General features: G+C 36.6%; 16 protein-coding genes and 1 pseudogene. 5 read left to right on the top strand and 12 right to left on the bottom strand.

Annotated features, from left to right (window positions below; translation table 11 throughout):
- Window positions 1–129 precede the first annotated feature (129 nt).
- The 4 genes from H0S70_RS09710 to H0S70_RS09695 all read right to left on the bottom strand — a co-directional run bounded on the left by H0S70_RS09710 (window position 130) and on the right by H0S70_RS09695 (window position 3,059).
- Window positions 130–429 (bottom strand): hypothetical protein, encoded by a 300-nt coding sequence (locus tag H0S70_RS09710; protein WP_123249236.1) that lies wholly within the window; start codon window positions 427–429, stop codon window positions 130–132.
- 108 nt (window positions 430–537) lie between these two features.
- Window positions 538–1,218 (bottom strand): carbonic anhydrase, encoded by a 681-nt coding sequence (locus tag H0S70_RS09705; protein ID WP_188320646.1) that lies wholly within the window; start codon window positions 1,216–1,218, stop codon window positions 538–540.
- A 125-nt stretch (window positions 1,219–1,343) separates the two neighbouring features.
- Complete coding sequence (locus tag H0S70_RS09700) at window positions 1,344–1,901, bottom strand: serine acetyltransferase (RefSeq protein WP_188320645.1); 558 nt, start codon at window positions 1,899–1,901, stop codon at window positions 1,344–1,346.
- 9 nt (window positions 1,902–1,910) lie between these two features.
- Window positions 1,911–3,059: a glycosyltransferase gene (locus tag H0S70_RS09695; protein ID WP_188320644.1), complete on the bottom strand. Its 1,149-nt coding sequence runs from the start codon at window positions 3,057–3,059 to the stop codon at window positions 1,911–1,913.
- A 90-nt stretch (window positions 3,060–3,149) separates the two neighbouring features.
- Between H0S70_RS09695 and H0S70_RS09690 the strand changes: the two genes are divergently transcribed.
- Window positions 3,150–3,452: a DUF4298 domain-containing protein gene (locus tag H0S70_RS09690; protein WP_188320643.1), complete on the top strand. Its 303-nt coding sequence runs from the start codon at window positions 3,150–3,152 to the stop codon at window positions 3,450–3,452.
- On the opposite strand, the gene H0S70_RS09685 is transcribed toward H0S70_RS09690, so the two are convergent.
- The 6 genes and pseudogenes from H0S70_RS09685 to H0S70_RS09660 all read right to left on the bottom strand — a co-directional run bounded on the left by H0S70_RS09685 (window position 3,436) and on the right by H0S70_RS09660 (window position 8,363).
- Complete coding sequence (locus tag H0S70_RS09685; protein WP_188320642.1) at window positions 3,436–4,014, bottom strand: acyltransferase; 579 nt, start codon at window positions 4,012–4,014, stop codon at window positions 3,436–3,438. The genes H0S70_RS09690 and H0S70_RS09685 overlap by 17 nt on opposite strands.
- Before the next feature lie 2 nt (window positions 4,015–4,016).
- Window positions 4,017–5,195, bottom strand: a complete 1,179-nt coding sequence (locus tag H0S70_RS09680) for a glycosyltransferase (protein WP_228453712.1) — start codon at window positions 5,193–5,195, stop codon at window positions 4,017–4,019.
- On the bottom strand, window positions 5,170–6,162 hold the full coding sequence (locus H0S70_RS09675; RefSeq protein WP_188320641.1) for a glycosyltransferase family 2 protein: 993 nt from the start codon (window positions 6,160–6,162) through the stop codon (window positions 5,170–5,172). Before H0S70_RS09675 ends, H0S70_RS09680 begins: the two co-directional genes overlap by 26 nt.
- The gene (locus H0S70_RS09670) at window positions 6,152–7,309 is read right to left on the bottom strand and encodes a glycosyltransferase family 4 protein (protein WP_188320640.1); all 1,158 of its coding nucleotides are present in this window, start codon (window positions 7,307–7,309) and stop codon (window positions 6,152–6,154) included. The genes H0S70_RS09675 and H0S70_RS09670 overlap by 11 nt, the downstream gene beginning before the upstream one ends.
- Window positions 7,310–7,612: 303 nt before the next feature.
- Window positions 7,613–7,797: pseudogene (locus tag H0S70_RS09665) on the bottom strand (DegT/DnrJ/EryC1/StrS family aminotransferase); the annotation flags it as partial.
- On the bottom strand, window positions 7,794–8,363 hold the full coding sequence (locus tag H0S70_RS09660; RefSeq protein ID WP_228453711.1) for an acyltransferase: 570 nt from the start codon (window positions 8,361–8,363) through the stop codon (window positions 7,794–7,796). The gene H0S70_RS09660 and the pseudogene H0S70_RS09665, both read right to left, overlap by 4 nt.
- 157 nt (window positions 8,364–8,520) lie before the next feature.
- Here H0S70_RS09660 and H0S70_RS09655 point away from each other — a divergent pair, with 157 nt between their 5' ends.
- From H0S70_RS09655 to H0S70_RS09645, 3 genes are all read left to right on the top strand, one after another.
- The gene (locus tag H0S70_RS09655) at window positions 8,521–9,516 is read left to right on the top strand and encodes a glycosyltransferase family 2 protein (protein ID WP_188320639.1); all 996 of its coding nucleotides are present in this window, start codon (window positions 8,521–8,523) and stop codon (window positions 9,514–9,516) included.
- Between the two features lie 12 nt (window positions 9,517–9,528).
- A complete protein-coding gene (locus H0S70_RS09650; RefSeq protein ID WP_188320638.1) occupies window positions 9,529–10,617 on the top strand; it encodes an acyltransferase family protein in 1,089 nt (362 codons plus the stop codon).
- 142 nt (window positions 10,618–10,759) lie between these two features.
- The gene (locus H0S70_RS09645; RefSeq protein WP_188320637.1) at window positions 10,760–11,791 is read left to right on the top strand and encodes a glycosyltransferase family 2 protein; all 1,032 of its coding nucleotides are present in this window, start codon (window positions 10,760–10,762) and stop codon (window positions 11,789–11,791) included.
- Window positions 11,792–11,928: 137 nt separating this feature from the next.
- Here H0S70_RS09645 and H0S70_RS09640 read toward each other — a convergent pair whose 3' ends face one another.
- On the bottom strand, window positions 11,929–12,726 hold the full coding sequence (locus H0S70_RS09640) for a glycosyltransferase family 32 protein (protein WP_188320636.1): 798 nt from the start codon (window positions 12,724–12,726) through the stop codon (window positions 11,929–11,931).
- A gap of 32 nt (window positions 12,727–12,758) precedes the next feature.
- Here H0S70_RS09640 and H0S70_RS09635 point away from each other — a divergent pair, with 32 nt between their 5' ends.
- Window positions 12,759–13,610 carry a glycosyltransferase family A protein gene (locus H0S70_RS09635; protein WP_188320635.1) on the top strand — a complete coding sequence of 284 codons (852 nt, stop codon included), beginning with the start codon at window positions 12,759–12,761 and terminating at the stop codon, window positions 13,608–13,610.
- Between the two features lie 44 nt (window positions 13,611–13,654).
- Here H0S70_RS09635 and H0S70_RS09630 read toward each other — a convergent pair whose 3' ends face one another.
- Window positions 13,655–14,782 (bottom strand): glycosyltransferase family 4 protein, encoded by a 1,128-nt coding sequence (locus H0S70_RS09630; protein ID WP_188320634.1) that lies wholly within the window; start codon window positions 14,780–14,782, stop codon window positions 13,655–13,657.
- Between the last annotated feature and the right edge of the window lie 16 nt (window positions 14,783–14,798).

Raw genomic sequence — 14,798 nt, 5'->3', positions numbered from 1 at the left:
TTATGATGCAAACGCTTGATTTGTAGTTTTTAAAGCATTTGCAAAGTTGAATTTTCAGTGATAAACAAGTTGAGATATTGGCTTCTTCGGTTTGAAAAAGACATGATAATCCCTACTGAAATTTAACAGTTAAGCTTCGGGAGGCGGAGAAAATATCAGAAGATAAGGCGAAATATGACTGGAATCGTCAGTTAAAACGAACGCCTTTTTATCGGAAGTAGTTTCAAAGAATTTGATGAAATCGTGGACGTTCATTGTCTTCGGAATTGTTTTTTCGTAAACAATTGAAACTGATGAAGAATGTGTTTCTTCTTCAGAAAGTACAATATTAGTCTGTGGAATTTCAAAATCGAAAACTGTAGCAATACTTGGTAAAGCCATAAAGTTGACGAAGATCAACAAAACCAATATGTTCCAAAATTTCTTCAAAAAAAATTGTCTTTTGAGGGAACAAATATAAACAAGAAGTTTTAAAAAACAAGTATAATTATAGATTTTGTCTAAATTTTAACAAAAATTAATATTTAAAATCTATAATTATTGAAAATTTTTGTTGTTAGTTCTGCTCATTACCCATTCAGAATTGGTAAGGTCGTACACTTTTTGGATATTTTTCAGGATTTCTTCAAAATCGATATTTAGATCAATCAATTTACCGGTTTCCAAATCGAAAACCCAACCGTGTACAATGGGATAATCATCCAAAATATACCGTTCCTGCACAGCAGCCATTTTAATCACGTTGATGCACTGTTCCTGTACATTCAACTCGATAAGTCTTTTATAACGCGCGTTTTCGTCTTCGATTGCATCCAGTTCAGCCTGATGAATTCTGTAAACATCGCGAATTAATCTTAACCAAGGATTCAAAAGTCCCAAATCCTGCGGAGTCATTGCTGCTTTTACACCACCACATCCGTAATGTCCACAAACAATAATGTGTTTAACCTTCAAATGTTCCACAGCATACTGTATAACAGCCGTAGAATTCATATCCAATGTATTCACAATATTGGCAATATTTCGGTGTACGAAAACTTCGCCGGGTTTCATTCCCATCATTTCCTCTGCCGATACTCTGCTGTCGGAGCAACCGATGTACAGATATTCCGGAGTTTGCGATGCGGAAAGGATTTTGAAAAAATCTGGATTTTCGGCCAATTTAGATTCCACCCACTTTTTATTATTTTCGAAAATAACTTCATACGATTTTTTCATAGCTTAATTTTTGTGGGATTATACTATTTTGTAGTTGTTATTTGCAAAAGCAATAGATGGTATCAATTATTTTGCAAATGTAAAGTATAGAAATTTAAATCCCGAATATTTAACAGATTTTAATATTAAATTTTATTATTAATGTATCCCATTGTAGCATTGGTATTGCTACTGATGCTTGCGGGATTGCCGATTACGACTGAATTTTCAGGAACATCGAAGTTTACATAAGCGTTGGGAGCAATCAGCACATTGTTGCCAATTGATATTTTTCCCACCAACACCGCGTTTGGACCAATCCACACTTCGTCACCAATCACAGGAACGCCCTCATTTTTTCCGCGGTTGGCTTGGGCAATCGATACGCCTTGTGCGATGTTGCAATTTTTTCCAATTTTCGCTTTTGGGTTGATCACCACGTTTCCCCAATGTCCCAAATAAAAACCCTCTCCAATTTGTGTTTCCGGATAGATTTGGAAGCCGTATTTAATTTGATGATGCCTCAAAACCAATCGCCAAAACATTCCCAATACAGAGTTTTTGCTGTAGTGCTGGGTTTTCCTTAAAATATAGATAAAATGCAAGTTGGGATTGATGCATTTTGCCCAAATTTGCAAAGGAGACAGCCAATTTCCGCTTTCCCTATAAAAATCCTTCTGGATACTAGTGTGATTACTTTGCATAAGACAAAATTAAAGATTATCGATGATTTTTTGAATGTGTTGCACAGATTTTTCGAGGGTAAATGGCATTTGGTAACCTTTCATATTTTCTAGGTATTTGTCGAAAGATTCGGGATTTTCAAGTGCTTTTTTCATTCCATCATAAATTCCCTGTTCGGAATTTTCTACAATAAGTCCTAATTTTCCGTTTTCCAGCATTTCGCTAACTCCCGAAACTTCGGTGGCGATAATTTTCTTTTTTAAAGTAATTGCTTCAAACAAAACCGTCGGAAAACCTTCATATCTTGAACTCAGAACAAAGAAATCCGCATTCCGAAAGTGCGGATAAGGATTGTCGGTAAAGCCCGTCATATATGCAGTATCGACCACACCAAGATCAGATTTCAGTTTTTTGATGTTTTCAAAATCATAACCATCACCAACAATTTTGAGTCGGTGATTAAATCCTTCTTCTAGAAGTTTTTGATGTACTTTCAACAATCTGTCGAAACCTTTCTGCGGAAAAACGGTTCCTACAGAAACGAAAACGGGTACTGCGTTCGGTACTTCCTGCTTTTCTCTTCCGGCTTTTTGCAAAATTTCTTCAGTATCCAATGGATTATAAACGCGGACAATCCGGCTCTTTTCATCCTCATTCTTCGCGAGTGATTCAAAATCTTTCTGAATATGCTGGGAAATCACCATTATTTTATCAAAACCGAAAAACTTCCGAATTTCGTTGTCGGTGTAGTTGTGAAAATGAGTTTTGCGTAAATCATTATGAATCCAAACGATTTTTTTGGAATTTTTTAATGGAGAATTTAAAATTTCGTCACGAAAACCATGAATCGCAGCAAACTCGATGTCGTATTTTTTTCCTTTTAAAATTTTAGAATATAAAATCGAAGAAAATTTCTTTAAAATTCCTTGAAATACCTTTCTGTAAGCTTTTTTAGGAAGATCCTGAAGTCGGTTCGTGGTAATCATTTCACCTTTGTTCAGGTATAAAACATTCACAAAATTCGGAACATCAGCCAAATATTTCCCGGAATAGAGATTCAGCAAAAGATCAATTTCATACAAATCCGGCGGAAGATTTTTCAAAAAAGTAACCAGCACTTTTTCGGCGCCACCATGTCGCAGAGAACCAATTCGGATGAGGATTTTCTTTTTTTTCATGCTAAGGAAACCGTTTTTGCAAACTTAATTTTTATCAAATATACGGTTAGTCTTTTTTAAATTTTTATTTTTAAAGCAAATTTAATTGATATGGAAGTTGACCTTGAAAGAATCACCGAGATGGAAAATGCCTTGAACCAAACCGAAGAGCTGATCCAAGAAATGGAAAATCTATTGAAAAAATGGGAAGAAAACCTACCCAATTACCAAAAACTTTATAGTTATTACTACAGCGAAGAATGGCGCAAAGATTTCGAAGCGGCAAATGAAAATAATTTTCCAGTCGGTTTCCCGCACGGTGTTTTGAGCGAAGATGCGGCTTACAACACGCTCGGGGATTTCCGCGAACTGTCGCTAAGAATGTTGAAAATTGGCGTTAAGGGAGTGGAGTAGGCTGCTTTACAGGTTTGTAGGTGTGGGGAAGATTTTCTTTAATATAGGCATCCAGTTTTGGGCGGTCTTTTTCTAGTTCGCGAGGATACATGACATTATTGGCGAGAAGTTTATCACCGTATTCCTCTAACGTGCATATGAATTTGGCGGGTACTCCTGCGTAAACCGTTCCCGAAGGCATTGAAGTTGTCAATATAGAACCAGCGCCAAGAATGCAATTATCCTGCATTTCAACTCCCGGCATTATAATAGTATCGGCCCCAATTAGACATTGGTTTCCAATTTTAATTCTACCAAAAGTTCTGACATCCTTGTATTTGTCTAAAAAATGTAGAGCATTTTGCCCACCATCATGATTTACAAATCGTACATTGTTGGAAAAGGTGGTTTGATCCCCAATTTCTATTAAAAAAGGTTCAGTTCCAAATTGTGGAACTTCTACGAAGCGCACATCTTTCCCTACCTTTAATCCTTTTGCGATACATATTTTTAGATAAATCTTTTGTATAAATTCTAAATAGATGTTATGTAATTTCAAAATTATACGATATAAAAAATTCATGATTATTTTTTTGCTAAATTAATAATGATATCTTCAACAGCGTCAAATATTTTTTGGTTGTTGAATTGATTCTCGATGGGTTCAAGATTTTTTTTAATGTCTTCTACCAATGTTTTATTGGTGATGAATTCTTTCATTGCAGCGTAGATTTCTTCGGTTTTGTAATCGATGAGGTAACCTGTTTTTTGATCATCAATCATCATTTCAATATCTCCAACTTTGGTGGCGATAATTGGTTTTTTAAGAATTAAAGCTTCCGCAATTACCAGTGGCCAAGCTTCAGATTCGGAGGGCAAGATGAAGAAGTCTGCATTTTTAATGTAAGGGTACGGATTCATTTTGTTGCCGGCGAGAATAAAAGTCTCTTCAATGCCCAGATTTTTTTGCTGTAGCAAAAGGTTGGGAAGCTCTTCTCCGTCGCCAATAATCACCACTGAATGTTCGAAGCCATCTTTTAAAAGCTTGTGATGCGCGTCCATCAGTTTATGGTAACCTTTTCTGGTGTGAAGCCGGCCAACAGCAATGAAAACCGGAACCTCCGATTTTGTGAAATCAGAAATATTTTCTTCCGATTTTTTCTTAATTTCTTCAATCGGAATAGCGTTGATGATTACACTTTCCGGCGGATAATTCAGGTTAGGATAGTGCTTGTGCATTAAATCTTTGGTGCGTTGAGAGCAATATACGATGTGGTCGAATTTTGGGAAACTTTTCAAGATCATGGGTACCACGGGTTGAAGTTTGGGTACCTGAATTTCGGAATGGAACCAGCCTATTTTTTTTGAATAATGATAAGGCGAACTGAGTACCGCCTCAAAATCCCGCCAATCCATTGCAATTTCTACATTAAATTTTTCATTATTAAAGAGTTTTGCTTCTTCTTTATTTCTATTTTTTCGAAAGTAGGCCAGTGCCAGTCTCCGCATGACAAGTTGTGCCTTCTGTTTTAATCTTTGCGGGCTCATGTCTTCTTTGCCCTTTGCTACTGCAATTTTTCTTACATGTTTTGGTATTTCGTTTCGCAGTTCGCCCTGATTGAGATTCAGCAACACGGTCATGTCGAATTTTTCCCTGTCCAGATTATTGAGCAGGCTCAGCATTACTTTCTCCACGCCGCCCATTTCCATGGAGCGGTGGCGGAAGAGGAGTTTTATTTTATTGGGCATTTGTAATGATTCCAAATTGTGCAACTTTTTTTAAACGCAGGTAAGAATACATATTTATCATGGGATTTGATAGAAGTAAACTTTTATAAGAGCGGTAATCATAAAATTCTTTCAGCTTGGAATATATGATTTGAGCTTCATTTTGCATATTATACATCAAAGCAGTATCTAACCCAAATAGTAATATTTCCTTTGGCAAAATTTTGTCGTTCTTTAGGATCTTTTTAAGGTCCTCGTCATTCATGTCGGCATAAGTGTCGGATCCTGTGCTTACTTTCTCCTTATAAAAATGTTTCGCTTTTTCCAAAAACAACATTTTAATTAATCGAGAGCTTGTTCTGGATAATGATTTTTTTAGGATTCTATAATCCATTAAGTATTCAGGGATATTATAAAAACGGGCTCCATCAGCAAGGTGCTGAAGATAAAAATCAAAATCTTCAGTTGCATGCATTTTGTCTCTGTACTTCACTTTAGAATTATTTCGGAACATTAATGCTGGGTGAAACATTGCATTTTCCATATTGAATTTCCGTACAATTTCGTTATGATTCTGCTTTGCATCCAAGACTCCAATTGTATTACCAACTTCGTCAATAAGTTTGAGGGAGCACCCTACCATGAATATATCCGAATTGTTTTCCAAAATATTCATTTGTTTCTCCAATCTAGTGGGTAGAGCAATATCATCCGCATCCATCCTGGCGACATATTTGCCTTTCGCCATCGCCAGTCCGAGATTAAGGTTTTCCACATATCCTTTAAAATCTTTATTTTCAGGTTTTTCCGTTAAGATTATCCTCTCATCCCTTGCTGCGTAATTTTTTAAAACAGCCAATGTATTATCGGTGGAATGATCTTCAATAATGATGAATTCAAAATCACTAAAAGTTTGATTGAGGATGGATTCCACCGCTTCTGCTATATGTTTTTCAGCATTATATGCGGGGAGAATGACGGACAATTTTGGATTAATGCTCATTTTTTAACACTTTAAATAAGTCAGTCCACTTCGTCATTACTTTTTCTATGCTATATCTCTGGGAAGATCTCTTTGCATTATCAGCGAAAGCTATTCTTAAGTTTTCTTTATCAATCAACAGGTTTATTTTGGATGCCAATGCTTGTATATCTCCTAATTTTACTAAAAAGCCATTTTCACCTTCATTGATCATTTGTTTTGGACCATGCTTGCAATCGAATGATACACAGGCAAGACCCAAAGACATTGCTTCTAACAGTGCTAAAACAAATCCTTCGTGTCTGGAACTTAAAACAAATATAGAATGTTCTGCGTATTTTTCCGAAATATTCTTAGTGTTAGGGTATATGGTGATCTCCTGTTCGAGATTATTTTTTATGATCTGCTCTTTCAATTCTTTTTCCAGAGCACCCTCCCCATAGATATCTAACTTCCAATCAGGATTTTTTTTACAGACAATTTTCCATGCATCTATCAGCATATCAAAGCCTTTTTCTTCTACTAATCTGCCGACGGCTATGACTTTTTTGGCGGACAAGTCGGTTGCTTTTATGCTATTTATAGTGATGGGGTTGGGAATAGCGGTTATTTTAGTAAAGTGTCTTTTCCAATTCTCAGCATCTTCTTCTGTAAGTGGAATTAACCTATCAAATTTTTTAAGAATTTTCTGTTCTTTCTTAATTTGGTAATAGGAAATAAGTTTTGGAAAATTAATTTTTCCTTCTAAAAGTCTATATTGTGTACAAAAAAAATCGAAATGAAATTCTACTATTTTTATACTTCCATCTTCAATTAAAGGGAGAAATTTGTATTCAGCGCCTAAGAACATCGATATGGCGATATCTGTTTTGTTTTTAAACAGATACTCTTCTGTTAATTTCTTATACGTTTGCATGAATTTCTTTACCGCTTTTCTTTTATCCAAGACACTCAGTTGATTGAGGATAAATGTGGGATCATGCAAATCAAAATGGATAAATTTTATTTTGGGGCTGAAATTAAAATAAATCGGGTTGTCATATTGCCTATAAGTAATAATCGTTACATTATACCCAAGAATATCCGCCAAATAGTTTGCCTTAATAGAGAGAACCCTCTCCATTCCGCCTGCTAAGGAGAGATGTGGGATGAAGTAGGTGATGTTCATAGTTTAGAATATTTTTCGATAAAAAATTGCAAATTTTTTGTATAGAGATAAATCATAAAAAAATCTGCAGTAAAATATTTGATTATAAGGTAGTGCTTTTAAATAGTCCTTTTTCAACCGTTTTTGTTTATTTTTATTTGCTGGAAAACTTTTACATCATCTTTAACATTCTGTTTATGGTTGTCGAGCATTTCGATTATTTTAAAATCTTTATCTTTCATCTTTATCCAAGCACCAACATTTTCTCGGTATACCGCTATTCTTTTTAGGGAAAATTTGATTTTTCCATGTTTAGCAAATCGGTAACGCAACAGTACCGTTGGTTACGAACAGTAGATGCTTAATCTTAAGAAAAATTCTTTTAACCGAATTTCCAAATCGCTAGCTAAAGGTCCCATGTTGGTGATCCACCGGCGTTTCCAGATGCCTTCTAAATATTGCTGATAGACCTGTTGTGGTGGCAGGAAAGGTTTGGCAATGGGGATCATATTTTTTTGTAAATTAATTCCTGTTTATTCATTACAATGGTATTATCCGGCACATCTTTATAAATAACACAGCCTGCGCCTAAAATCACATTGTCGCCTATGGTTACACCTTTCAGGATGATGCAGTTGGCACCGCTCCACACATTGTTCCCAATTTTTATGGGAGCTGTGTTGAATTCCGTTTTAGCAACAGAGAATGGACTGGTAGTGTATTGATGGTTGTGGTCGAAAATTTTAAGGCCTTCGCCCAGGATGCAGTTTTCCCCGATTTCTATTTTTTCCAGGCAGGCAATCGTGGCACGTGTAATGTAGGTGTTTTTGCTGATGGAAAGAACTGCACTGTTTTTCACGGTAATAAAATTATGATGGCCGATAGTGACATGGTCTAGCAGCTTGAAGACGGCTTTCGGCGAAATATCAAAAGTATTGTGCGCGCCCAGTTTAAAACTATTTGAAATTGTGCTTTCCGGGTTTTGTTTCAGAAGAGACCTATTGTATTCTCGGAGGGCAAGGTTTTTTAAAGAATCTGCCTTTTTAAAAATTCCGGCTAATATAGACTTCATCATTCATTGTTTCTGCAAAAATACAAACTTTTAGGGTATAGAAGGTTATGTAAGTGAAGAAAGTTACGAAGGCTAAAGGTTTGGTCGTTGAGATGTTGATTTGTGAAAGGGTTAACGTGTCGGGTTGCGTTTTAAATCTTATTTTTGCAAAAACAATCTCGTGGAAAATCCTTTGGTAAGCATTATCGTTCCGGTTTATAAGGTGGAAGCCTACATCGGGAGATGCCTCAACAGCATTGCCGCACAAACCTACCCCAATATCGAATGCATCTTGGTAGATGATGCTTCGCCGGACCAATCCCTTGCGATTGCAGAGGATTTCCTGAAAAAATCTCATGTAAAATATAAAATTTTAAAACAACTTAAAAATAAAGGGCTTTCTGAAGCGAGAAATTCAGGTGTAAAAAATGCTACAGGAAAATATCTTTATTTTCTTGACAGCGATGATGAAATGACCCCAATGGCCATTGAACATCTTGTAAATCTCGCAGAACAAACACAGGCAGAAATTACAGTAGGGCAGAATTTGGTGATCCGGGAAAACGGAAAACGAGCGTATATTTTTAAAACGAAGGAGGAAAGGGAGTGTGTTTCCGGAAACGCCGATGTGTTGCAGTCGTATGTAAACGGGCAGTACCCCGTAATGGCCTGGGATAAATTATTATCTGCCGAATTTATTAAGAAGAAGCAACTCTTTTTTGAGCCCGGTTTGCTGTCCGAAGACGAACTTTGGAGCTTCCAGTGCGCATTAAAACTGCAGAAAATTGCCTTTTGGAAGGGCGAGGAAACTTATCTTTATTACTTCCGCGACGGTTCGATTATTAAATCCAAAGGCAAAAAGCATTTCGACAGCTTCCAGAAAATTGCAGAGAAGTTCGATGAAGCCTATCATTCAGAGAAGGACCCCGATATCCGGAGGATGATTTTGATGCACCTTATCAATTTTAAAGATATGTCGCTGGTGATGAACTGGCAGGCGCAGTTTAACGAGGAACTTTGGAAAGAAAGCTACCGCAATTTTCAGAAACTTTCTACTCTGTCTTTGTTTGATTATTTCTCGAAACAGTACAGTATTTCCATCAAAAAGAAGTCTTTGTACACCTCGCTTCCCGTCAATTTGGGATATCATTTATTCAGAAAAAGATATGGAGAATAAAACCGTAAAATCATGAAAAATTTGTTTAGGCTGCAGATCGATAGTAACCGGATCTTTGGGCTCGATATCCTGCGTATGCTGGCTATAGTTTTTGTTGTACTTACTCATGGAGGTCAGTTTATTCCGAAAGATTGGATTTCGATATATACAGCAATGCTTTTTGATGGAGTGGGGATTTTTTTTATATTGAGTGGTTTTCTAATTGGTAAAATCCTTATTGATGTTCTGGAAAAAACTGACTTTTCATCGAGAGAATTATGGTACTTCTGGAGCAAACGGTGGAGCAGAACGCTACCCAATTATTTTTTCTTCCTGCTTTTTCTTCTTATTTTTTTCTATCCTCAAAGTGATGTCAACATTTATAAGTATTTTGTTTTTACCCAGAATATTAACCATAAACCGGAAGAATTTTTCAGCTGGTCTTGGAGCTTGGCTATTGAGGAATGGTTTTATCTGATCATAGCCTTGCTTATATTTATTTTCCAGCGGTTACAATTATTTTCAAAAAAAAGGACAATTCTGTTTTCCGTTATTCTCGTTATTTTGTGCTCCAATATTCTAAGGATTATATATTGCATGAATGAAGGCTTTGGTATCTCCGTTTTTGAAAATATCAAATATTCTTTGGTTTACAGGTTTGATACCATTATCTATGGAGTACTAGCGGCTTATATATTTTATTACCACCGGGAATTCTGGGAGCATTATAAAAAATCTTTTTTTATTACAGCCCTATTGCTCACGGCAATTATATACATTTTCGGACTGCAGTATTATCATGAAGATTTCCGCCGTTTTTCCTGTTTGGCGGCTTTTACATTAATTTCTCTAAATGTTATGTTGTACCTACCTTATCTTAACGCTATAAAGGGTATTTCATCAGGAATTTCTCGACCTATTACGTATGTCAGTCTTATATCCTATTCCTTGTACTTGGTGAACAGTATCGTTCAGTATTCCCTAGGAATGACTTTCGAATTTTGGGACGCACCGAGAGATTGGCTTATGAACCACTATGGTTTTAATCTTAAATGGGGCTATATCGGTACTTTTTATTTTATTCTGTATCTTGTCTTTATTTTGGGCTTTTCTTCAGTATAAATATTTTGAAGTGCCCACCACACGTTTTTTAAGAAAATTTATTAAAAACTAAATTGAATGGAAATACTCTTTGACATCAAAAAGAAGTCTTTTTACACCTCGCTTCCAGTGAATTTGGGCTATCAATTATTCAGAAAAAGATATGGAGCATAAACCCGAAATCCTCATCAAATCCTTCAACCGGCCATATTATCTGGATCGCTGCTTGGCAAGTATATACCGTTTTTGTCATGGTTTTTCAGGCATTAAGGTTCTGGACGATGGTACTCCTCCAAAATATATAGACAAAATCCTCCAAAAATATCCGGAAGTAAAAATTGTTCTTTCCGAACAGTATGAGGAAAAAAACAAAGCCATTGAAGAAAATCTGCAAAGCAGCAAGGAAATCAACGGGTTTAAAATCCCCGTGAAAATGTGGAAAGATGCCGTGAGGCATTCCACATCGTTTTTCGTCATCACCGAAGACGATGTTTGGTTTACCCATCAAATCAACCTCGCAGAGCTTCAGCAATGCATGATTTCTAAAAATACCGATTTGGTGAAACTTGGCAATCTTGGCAGAACCCCAAATGGAAAGAAAGAAACCTGCGGCAACGATAATTTAATTTATCCGGAACTGAAATTTCTCTCCTTTCCGAAAAAACCGGCGGAAGCTTTTTTTTACAACCGATTCAAATTTTTCTCCCTGCTTTATAAACTCAAAATGGTGGATAATTATACGATCGGCACTTATTACGAACTGATTTCTATTCTGATGGGTATGTACCGAAAAGACTACTGGCTGAAACTTTGGGAAGGCATCGACCAAAAGGTGGACGAAAAACGCCAGCTGATGAACGCCTCGCTCCACTACCGGAAACATCGGAACAATCCGTTTTTAATCGGTGTTCTGGAAAACGAAAATATGAAGACCACCTTTAAATCTTCTGCTACCAATTCTTACCATAAATATGGGTATGATTTCGATGTGAACCGCTTTAATTTTATCCTGAACGAATACTGGTTTAATGACGAGCTGAATGTTTTCGAAAATTTCCCAAAAGATTTTTCTGATGCCTGTTTCATGAAAATTCTATCGGAACATACCCATCCTAAGGCCCAGCCCGAAGAATGGCAGAAATGGGCAGCACAATTTAAAAAACAATACAGCGATATGGGCTGCGTGGTGGAGTGAGAGGTGATGGGGTTATGGAGGTGATCGAAGTTATGGTGTGATGAAGGTTATAAAAGAGCGGGCAGTCTGCACAGGTAAAGGAAGGGGTAACTGTGCAGGCAAGGTGAAGGTGCCTCATCAGGTAAGGGTAAAGAGCCTCACCGGTAGCCTTTATATATTTTTGATTTCAGTTTTTTGAGACTGTAATGAAGAATGTTTTTAAACGGCACCAAGTCTAAAATATCATCTTCGGAAAGCAGTTTTTGATTATTGATGATGTTATTCAGTTCCCGTTTTGCATTAGGTATTTTTATCAATTCCTTAGTATGATAAAGCAATTGGAGATGTTCTTTGTAAGGATTTTCCTTCGCTTCGTGCCAGGTTCCTATAAAATAATGTACCGAATAATTTTTAGGAATATCCAGACTGAAAAAATGAGAAGGATAAACGAAAATTTCATTATTGATATTATGAAAATCATCTTTTGGAGTAAACTTATATCCTTCGTTTAAGAGATTGGTAATTATCTGATTATTTGTAATTTCTTTAAAAACTGTGAGAGAAAAATAATGGTCTAAAATCTTTTGTAAAAATGGATGATTTTGTTCTGAACCAATTACGGCAGTGCAAAGATTTTCCGCTGTTTCCATTCCGATAAAAAATGGATTTTCCAGAAACTCATCAAAATTATTTTTTACCTCTACATCAGTATCAAAATAAATTCCGCCCTCTTTTTGTAGTGCAAAAATTCGAGCAACATCAGAAACAAAAGCCAATTTTTCTTTTTGTGCAGCTTGCTTTGAAAATTCGCAACAACTGGTGTTGAAATTGCTTTCGTTCCATTCCACAATTTTATAATCCGGAAGGTGAGTTTCCCAGCTTCTAATGCATCGTTTGACGGATTCAGGTTTCTCTTTTCCGCCGAACCAACAGTAATGTATTTTTTTTGGTATCATTTAATCTATCTTTGCAAAGATAATCTGTTTTTATGAAAAAAATCCCTTTCATCAGTATATTTACCCCTACGTATAACCGTGCTGCGCTTCTACCCAGGCTTTATAGCAGCCTAAAATCGCTAAAGGATCAAAATTTTGAATGGATTATTGTAGATGACGGCTCTACCGACAGGACCCAGGCATTGGTGGAGGACTTTATAAGTGAAGGCGTGATAAGCATCCAGTATTATTCGCAGGCGAACTCCGGAAAGCACATTGCTATAAACAAGGGAGCAGAACTTGCGCGAGGTGAACTATTTTTTATTGTGGACAGTGATGATTTTCTACCGGAAAATTCATTAGAAACCATCGGGAAATATTATGAGAAAATTAAAGATAACGCCAAAATTGCCGGGATTTGTGGGAAAAGGAAATTTTTGAATGCGGACAGACAAAATCTTCATCTTAAGAAAAAAGAAGAAGTCTGTACACCGTTTGAGTTCCGCTTTGTAAAGCATTATGAAGGCGATATGGCAGAAGTTATAAAAACGGAAGTCATGAGGACTTATTCTTTTCCAAAATTTCATGGTGAAATCTTTTGCACAGAGGCGTTGGTATGGAACAGAATAGGGAAGGATTATGACATTCTCTATTTTGATGAATTTATTTACGAATGCGAATATCAGGACGATGGACTCACATCAAAATACTTTCAACTCCTGTTGGATAATCCCAAAGGCAGTCTTCTGTATTACAGAGAGTTACTAAGCTTTAATCTGGACAAAAGGAAAAGAAAAGAAACGCTGAGGATTTATAACCATATTGCCAAATGTAATAGTTTATCCAAAATTAAAGTTTTACATAATTTGGGAATCAGGGATTTTTTAAGGATTTATTTACCATAGGTTATGGGGAGACAATAGCCGTTTTCTATTTTGACAATATTGTTTCATATTTTTTTCAAAATTTCATACATTTCCTTACCCCATTTTTCCCAAGTGAGGTGTTCATCATAGCGTTTCCGCGAGCTTTCGCTTAAAACGCTAAGCTGTTCCGGAGAGAGGATTTCCGCAATTTTCCCGGCATATTCTTCGGCACCTGCGCTTTCAGGAAGTGCAAAGCCGTTGATTCCATCTTTAACAATTGAGGTCACGCCGCCGGTAGCCGTTGCAATGCTTGGCAGGCCATAGGCTGATGCTTCGCAGTAAACAATGCCGTAACATTCTGCCCTTGTTGGCAAAAACAGCAGATGAGATTCTAAAAGTAATTTTTTTAGCCTATCATAATCTTCGGTTCTGTTTTTATTAAGAAACGGAATCACCTCCATGGCTTCTGACTGAACAGGTGGCACGCAGCCGACTACCAATAATTTTACGGGAAATCCTTTTTTTCTCAGGATTTCGGTTGTCTTCAGTGCAATTTCGCCGCCTTTGCGTTGCCAGTCAACTCCTAAAAAAAGCATTGTCAGACTGCCGGAGTATTCTTTCTGAAAAATGTTTTCCGGCACCTCGATATTGGGCCCAAAACGTAGAAGATGTACTTTTTCTGGATTGAGTTGGTAGCGCTCCATTGCTCTTTCTACCGACCATTCAGAGGGCAAAATTACAGCAGCGCAGTTCTGTAAGGCCCTTTGTTCGATATAGGTCATTATCTTTTTGGAGTACCAACCCAATCCCATATAATACGGATAGTATCCAATGTGCTGATCCAATAGAATATCGTTAACGAAAATTATGGGTTGCTTTATATTAAGAAACGCAATTTCATTAATCTGGCAAGCAGAAAACAATACGTCAAAATCTTTATTTTTGAGTGTTTTCTGCAGTTTTTTTGATGCTACTCTGGCTTTCAGATAAAACTGGTGACGGTTGAAGGTTCTGTTCAGAACTTTTTCGTGGGTTTTGGCAATAGTTTCAAAAATCTGCTTTTCTTTTTCAGTAAACTGTATGGCGGGAATATGTTCCACTTCGTACCCTTTCAGCAAAAGACTTTCATACATCTTATACATGGTACCAGACCAAAGAGCTTTATCTAATGGCGAACCGTCGGACAGAAAAGCGATTTTCTTTTTTTTCATGTAGTAGGCTATAAGC

The sequence above is a fragment of the Chryseobacterium manosquense genome (assembly GCF_014623485.1).
In the GTDB taxonomy this organism is placed as follows: domain Bacteria; phylum Bacteroidota; class Bacteroidia; order Flavobacteriales; family Weeksellaceae; genus Kaistella; species Kaistella haifensis.
Note: the sequence above shows the minus strand (reverse complement) of the source record. Positions and strands in the feature narration are given on the sequence as shown.

What these genes read in the sequence shown, in the direction of transcription:
- H0S70_RS09705 (WP_188320646.1), bottom strand. Translation starts at nt 1,218, where the DNA reads ATGAAAAAATCGTATGAAGTTATTTTCGAAAATAATAAAAAGTGGGTG.
- H0S70_RS09700 (WP_188320645.1), bottom strand. Translation starts at nt 1,901, where the DNA reads ATGCAAAGTAATCACACTAGTATCCAGAAGGATTTTTATAGGGAAAGC.
- H0S70_RS09695 (WP_188320644.1), bottom strand. Translation starts at nt 3,059, where the DNA reads ATGAAAAAAAAGAAAATCCTCATCCGAATTGGTTCTCTGCGACATGGT.
- H0S70_RS09690 (WP_188320643.1), top strand. Translation starts at nt 3,150, where the DNA reads ATGGAAGTTGACCTTGAAAGAATCACCGAGATGGAAAATGCCTTGAAC.
- H0S70_RS09685 (WP_188320642.1), bottom strand. Translation starts at nt 4,014, where the DNA reads ATGAATTTTTTATATCGTATAATTTTGAAATTACATAACATCTATTTA.
- H0S70_RS09675 (WP_188320641.1), bottom strand. Translation starts at nt 6,162, where the DNA reads ATGAGCATTAATCCAAAATTGTCCGTCATTCTCCCCGCATATAATGCT.
- H0S70_RS09670 (WP_188320640.1), bottom strand. Translation starts at nt 7,309, where the DNA reads ATGAACATCACCTACTTCATCCCACATCTCTCCTTAGCAGGCGGAATG.
- H0S70_RS09660 (WP_228453711.1), bottom strand. Translation starts at nt 8,363, where the DNA reads ATGATGAAGTCTATATTAGCCGGAATTTTTAAAAAGGCAGATTCTTTA.
- H0S70_RS09650 (WP_188320638.1), top strand. Translation starts at nt 9,529, where the DNA reads ATGAAAAATTTGTTTAGGCTGCAGATCGATAGTAACCGGATCTTTGGG.
- H0S70_RS09645 (WP_188320637.1), top strand. Translation starts at nt 10,760, where the DNA reads ATGGAGCATAAACCCGAAATCCTCATCAAATCCTTCAACCGGCCATAT.
- H0S70_RS09640 (WP_188320636.1), bottom strand. Translation starts at nt 12,726, where the DNA reads ATGATACCAAAAAAAATACATTACTGTTGGTTCGGCGGAAAAGAGAAA.
- H0S70_RS09635 (WP_188320635.1), top strand. Translation starts at nt 12,759, where the DNA reads ATGAAAAAAATCCCTTTCATCAGTATATTTACCCCTACGTATAACCGT.
- H0S70_RS09630 (WP_188320634.1), bottom strand. Translation starts at nt 14,782, where the DNA reads ATGAAAAAAAAGAAAATCGCTTTTCTGTCCGACGGTTCGCCATTAGAT.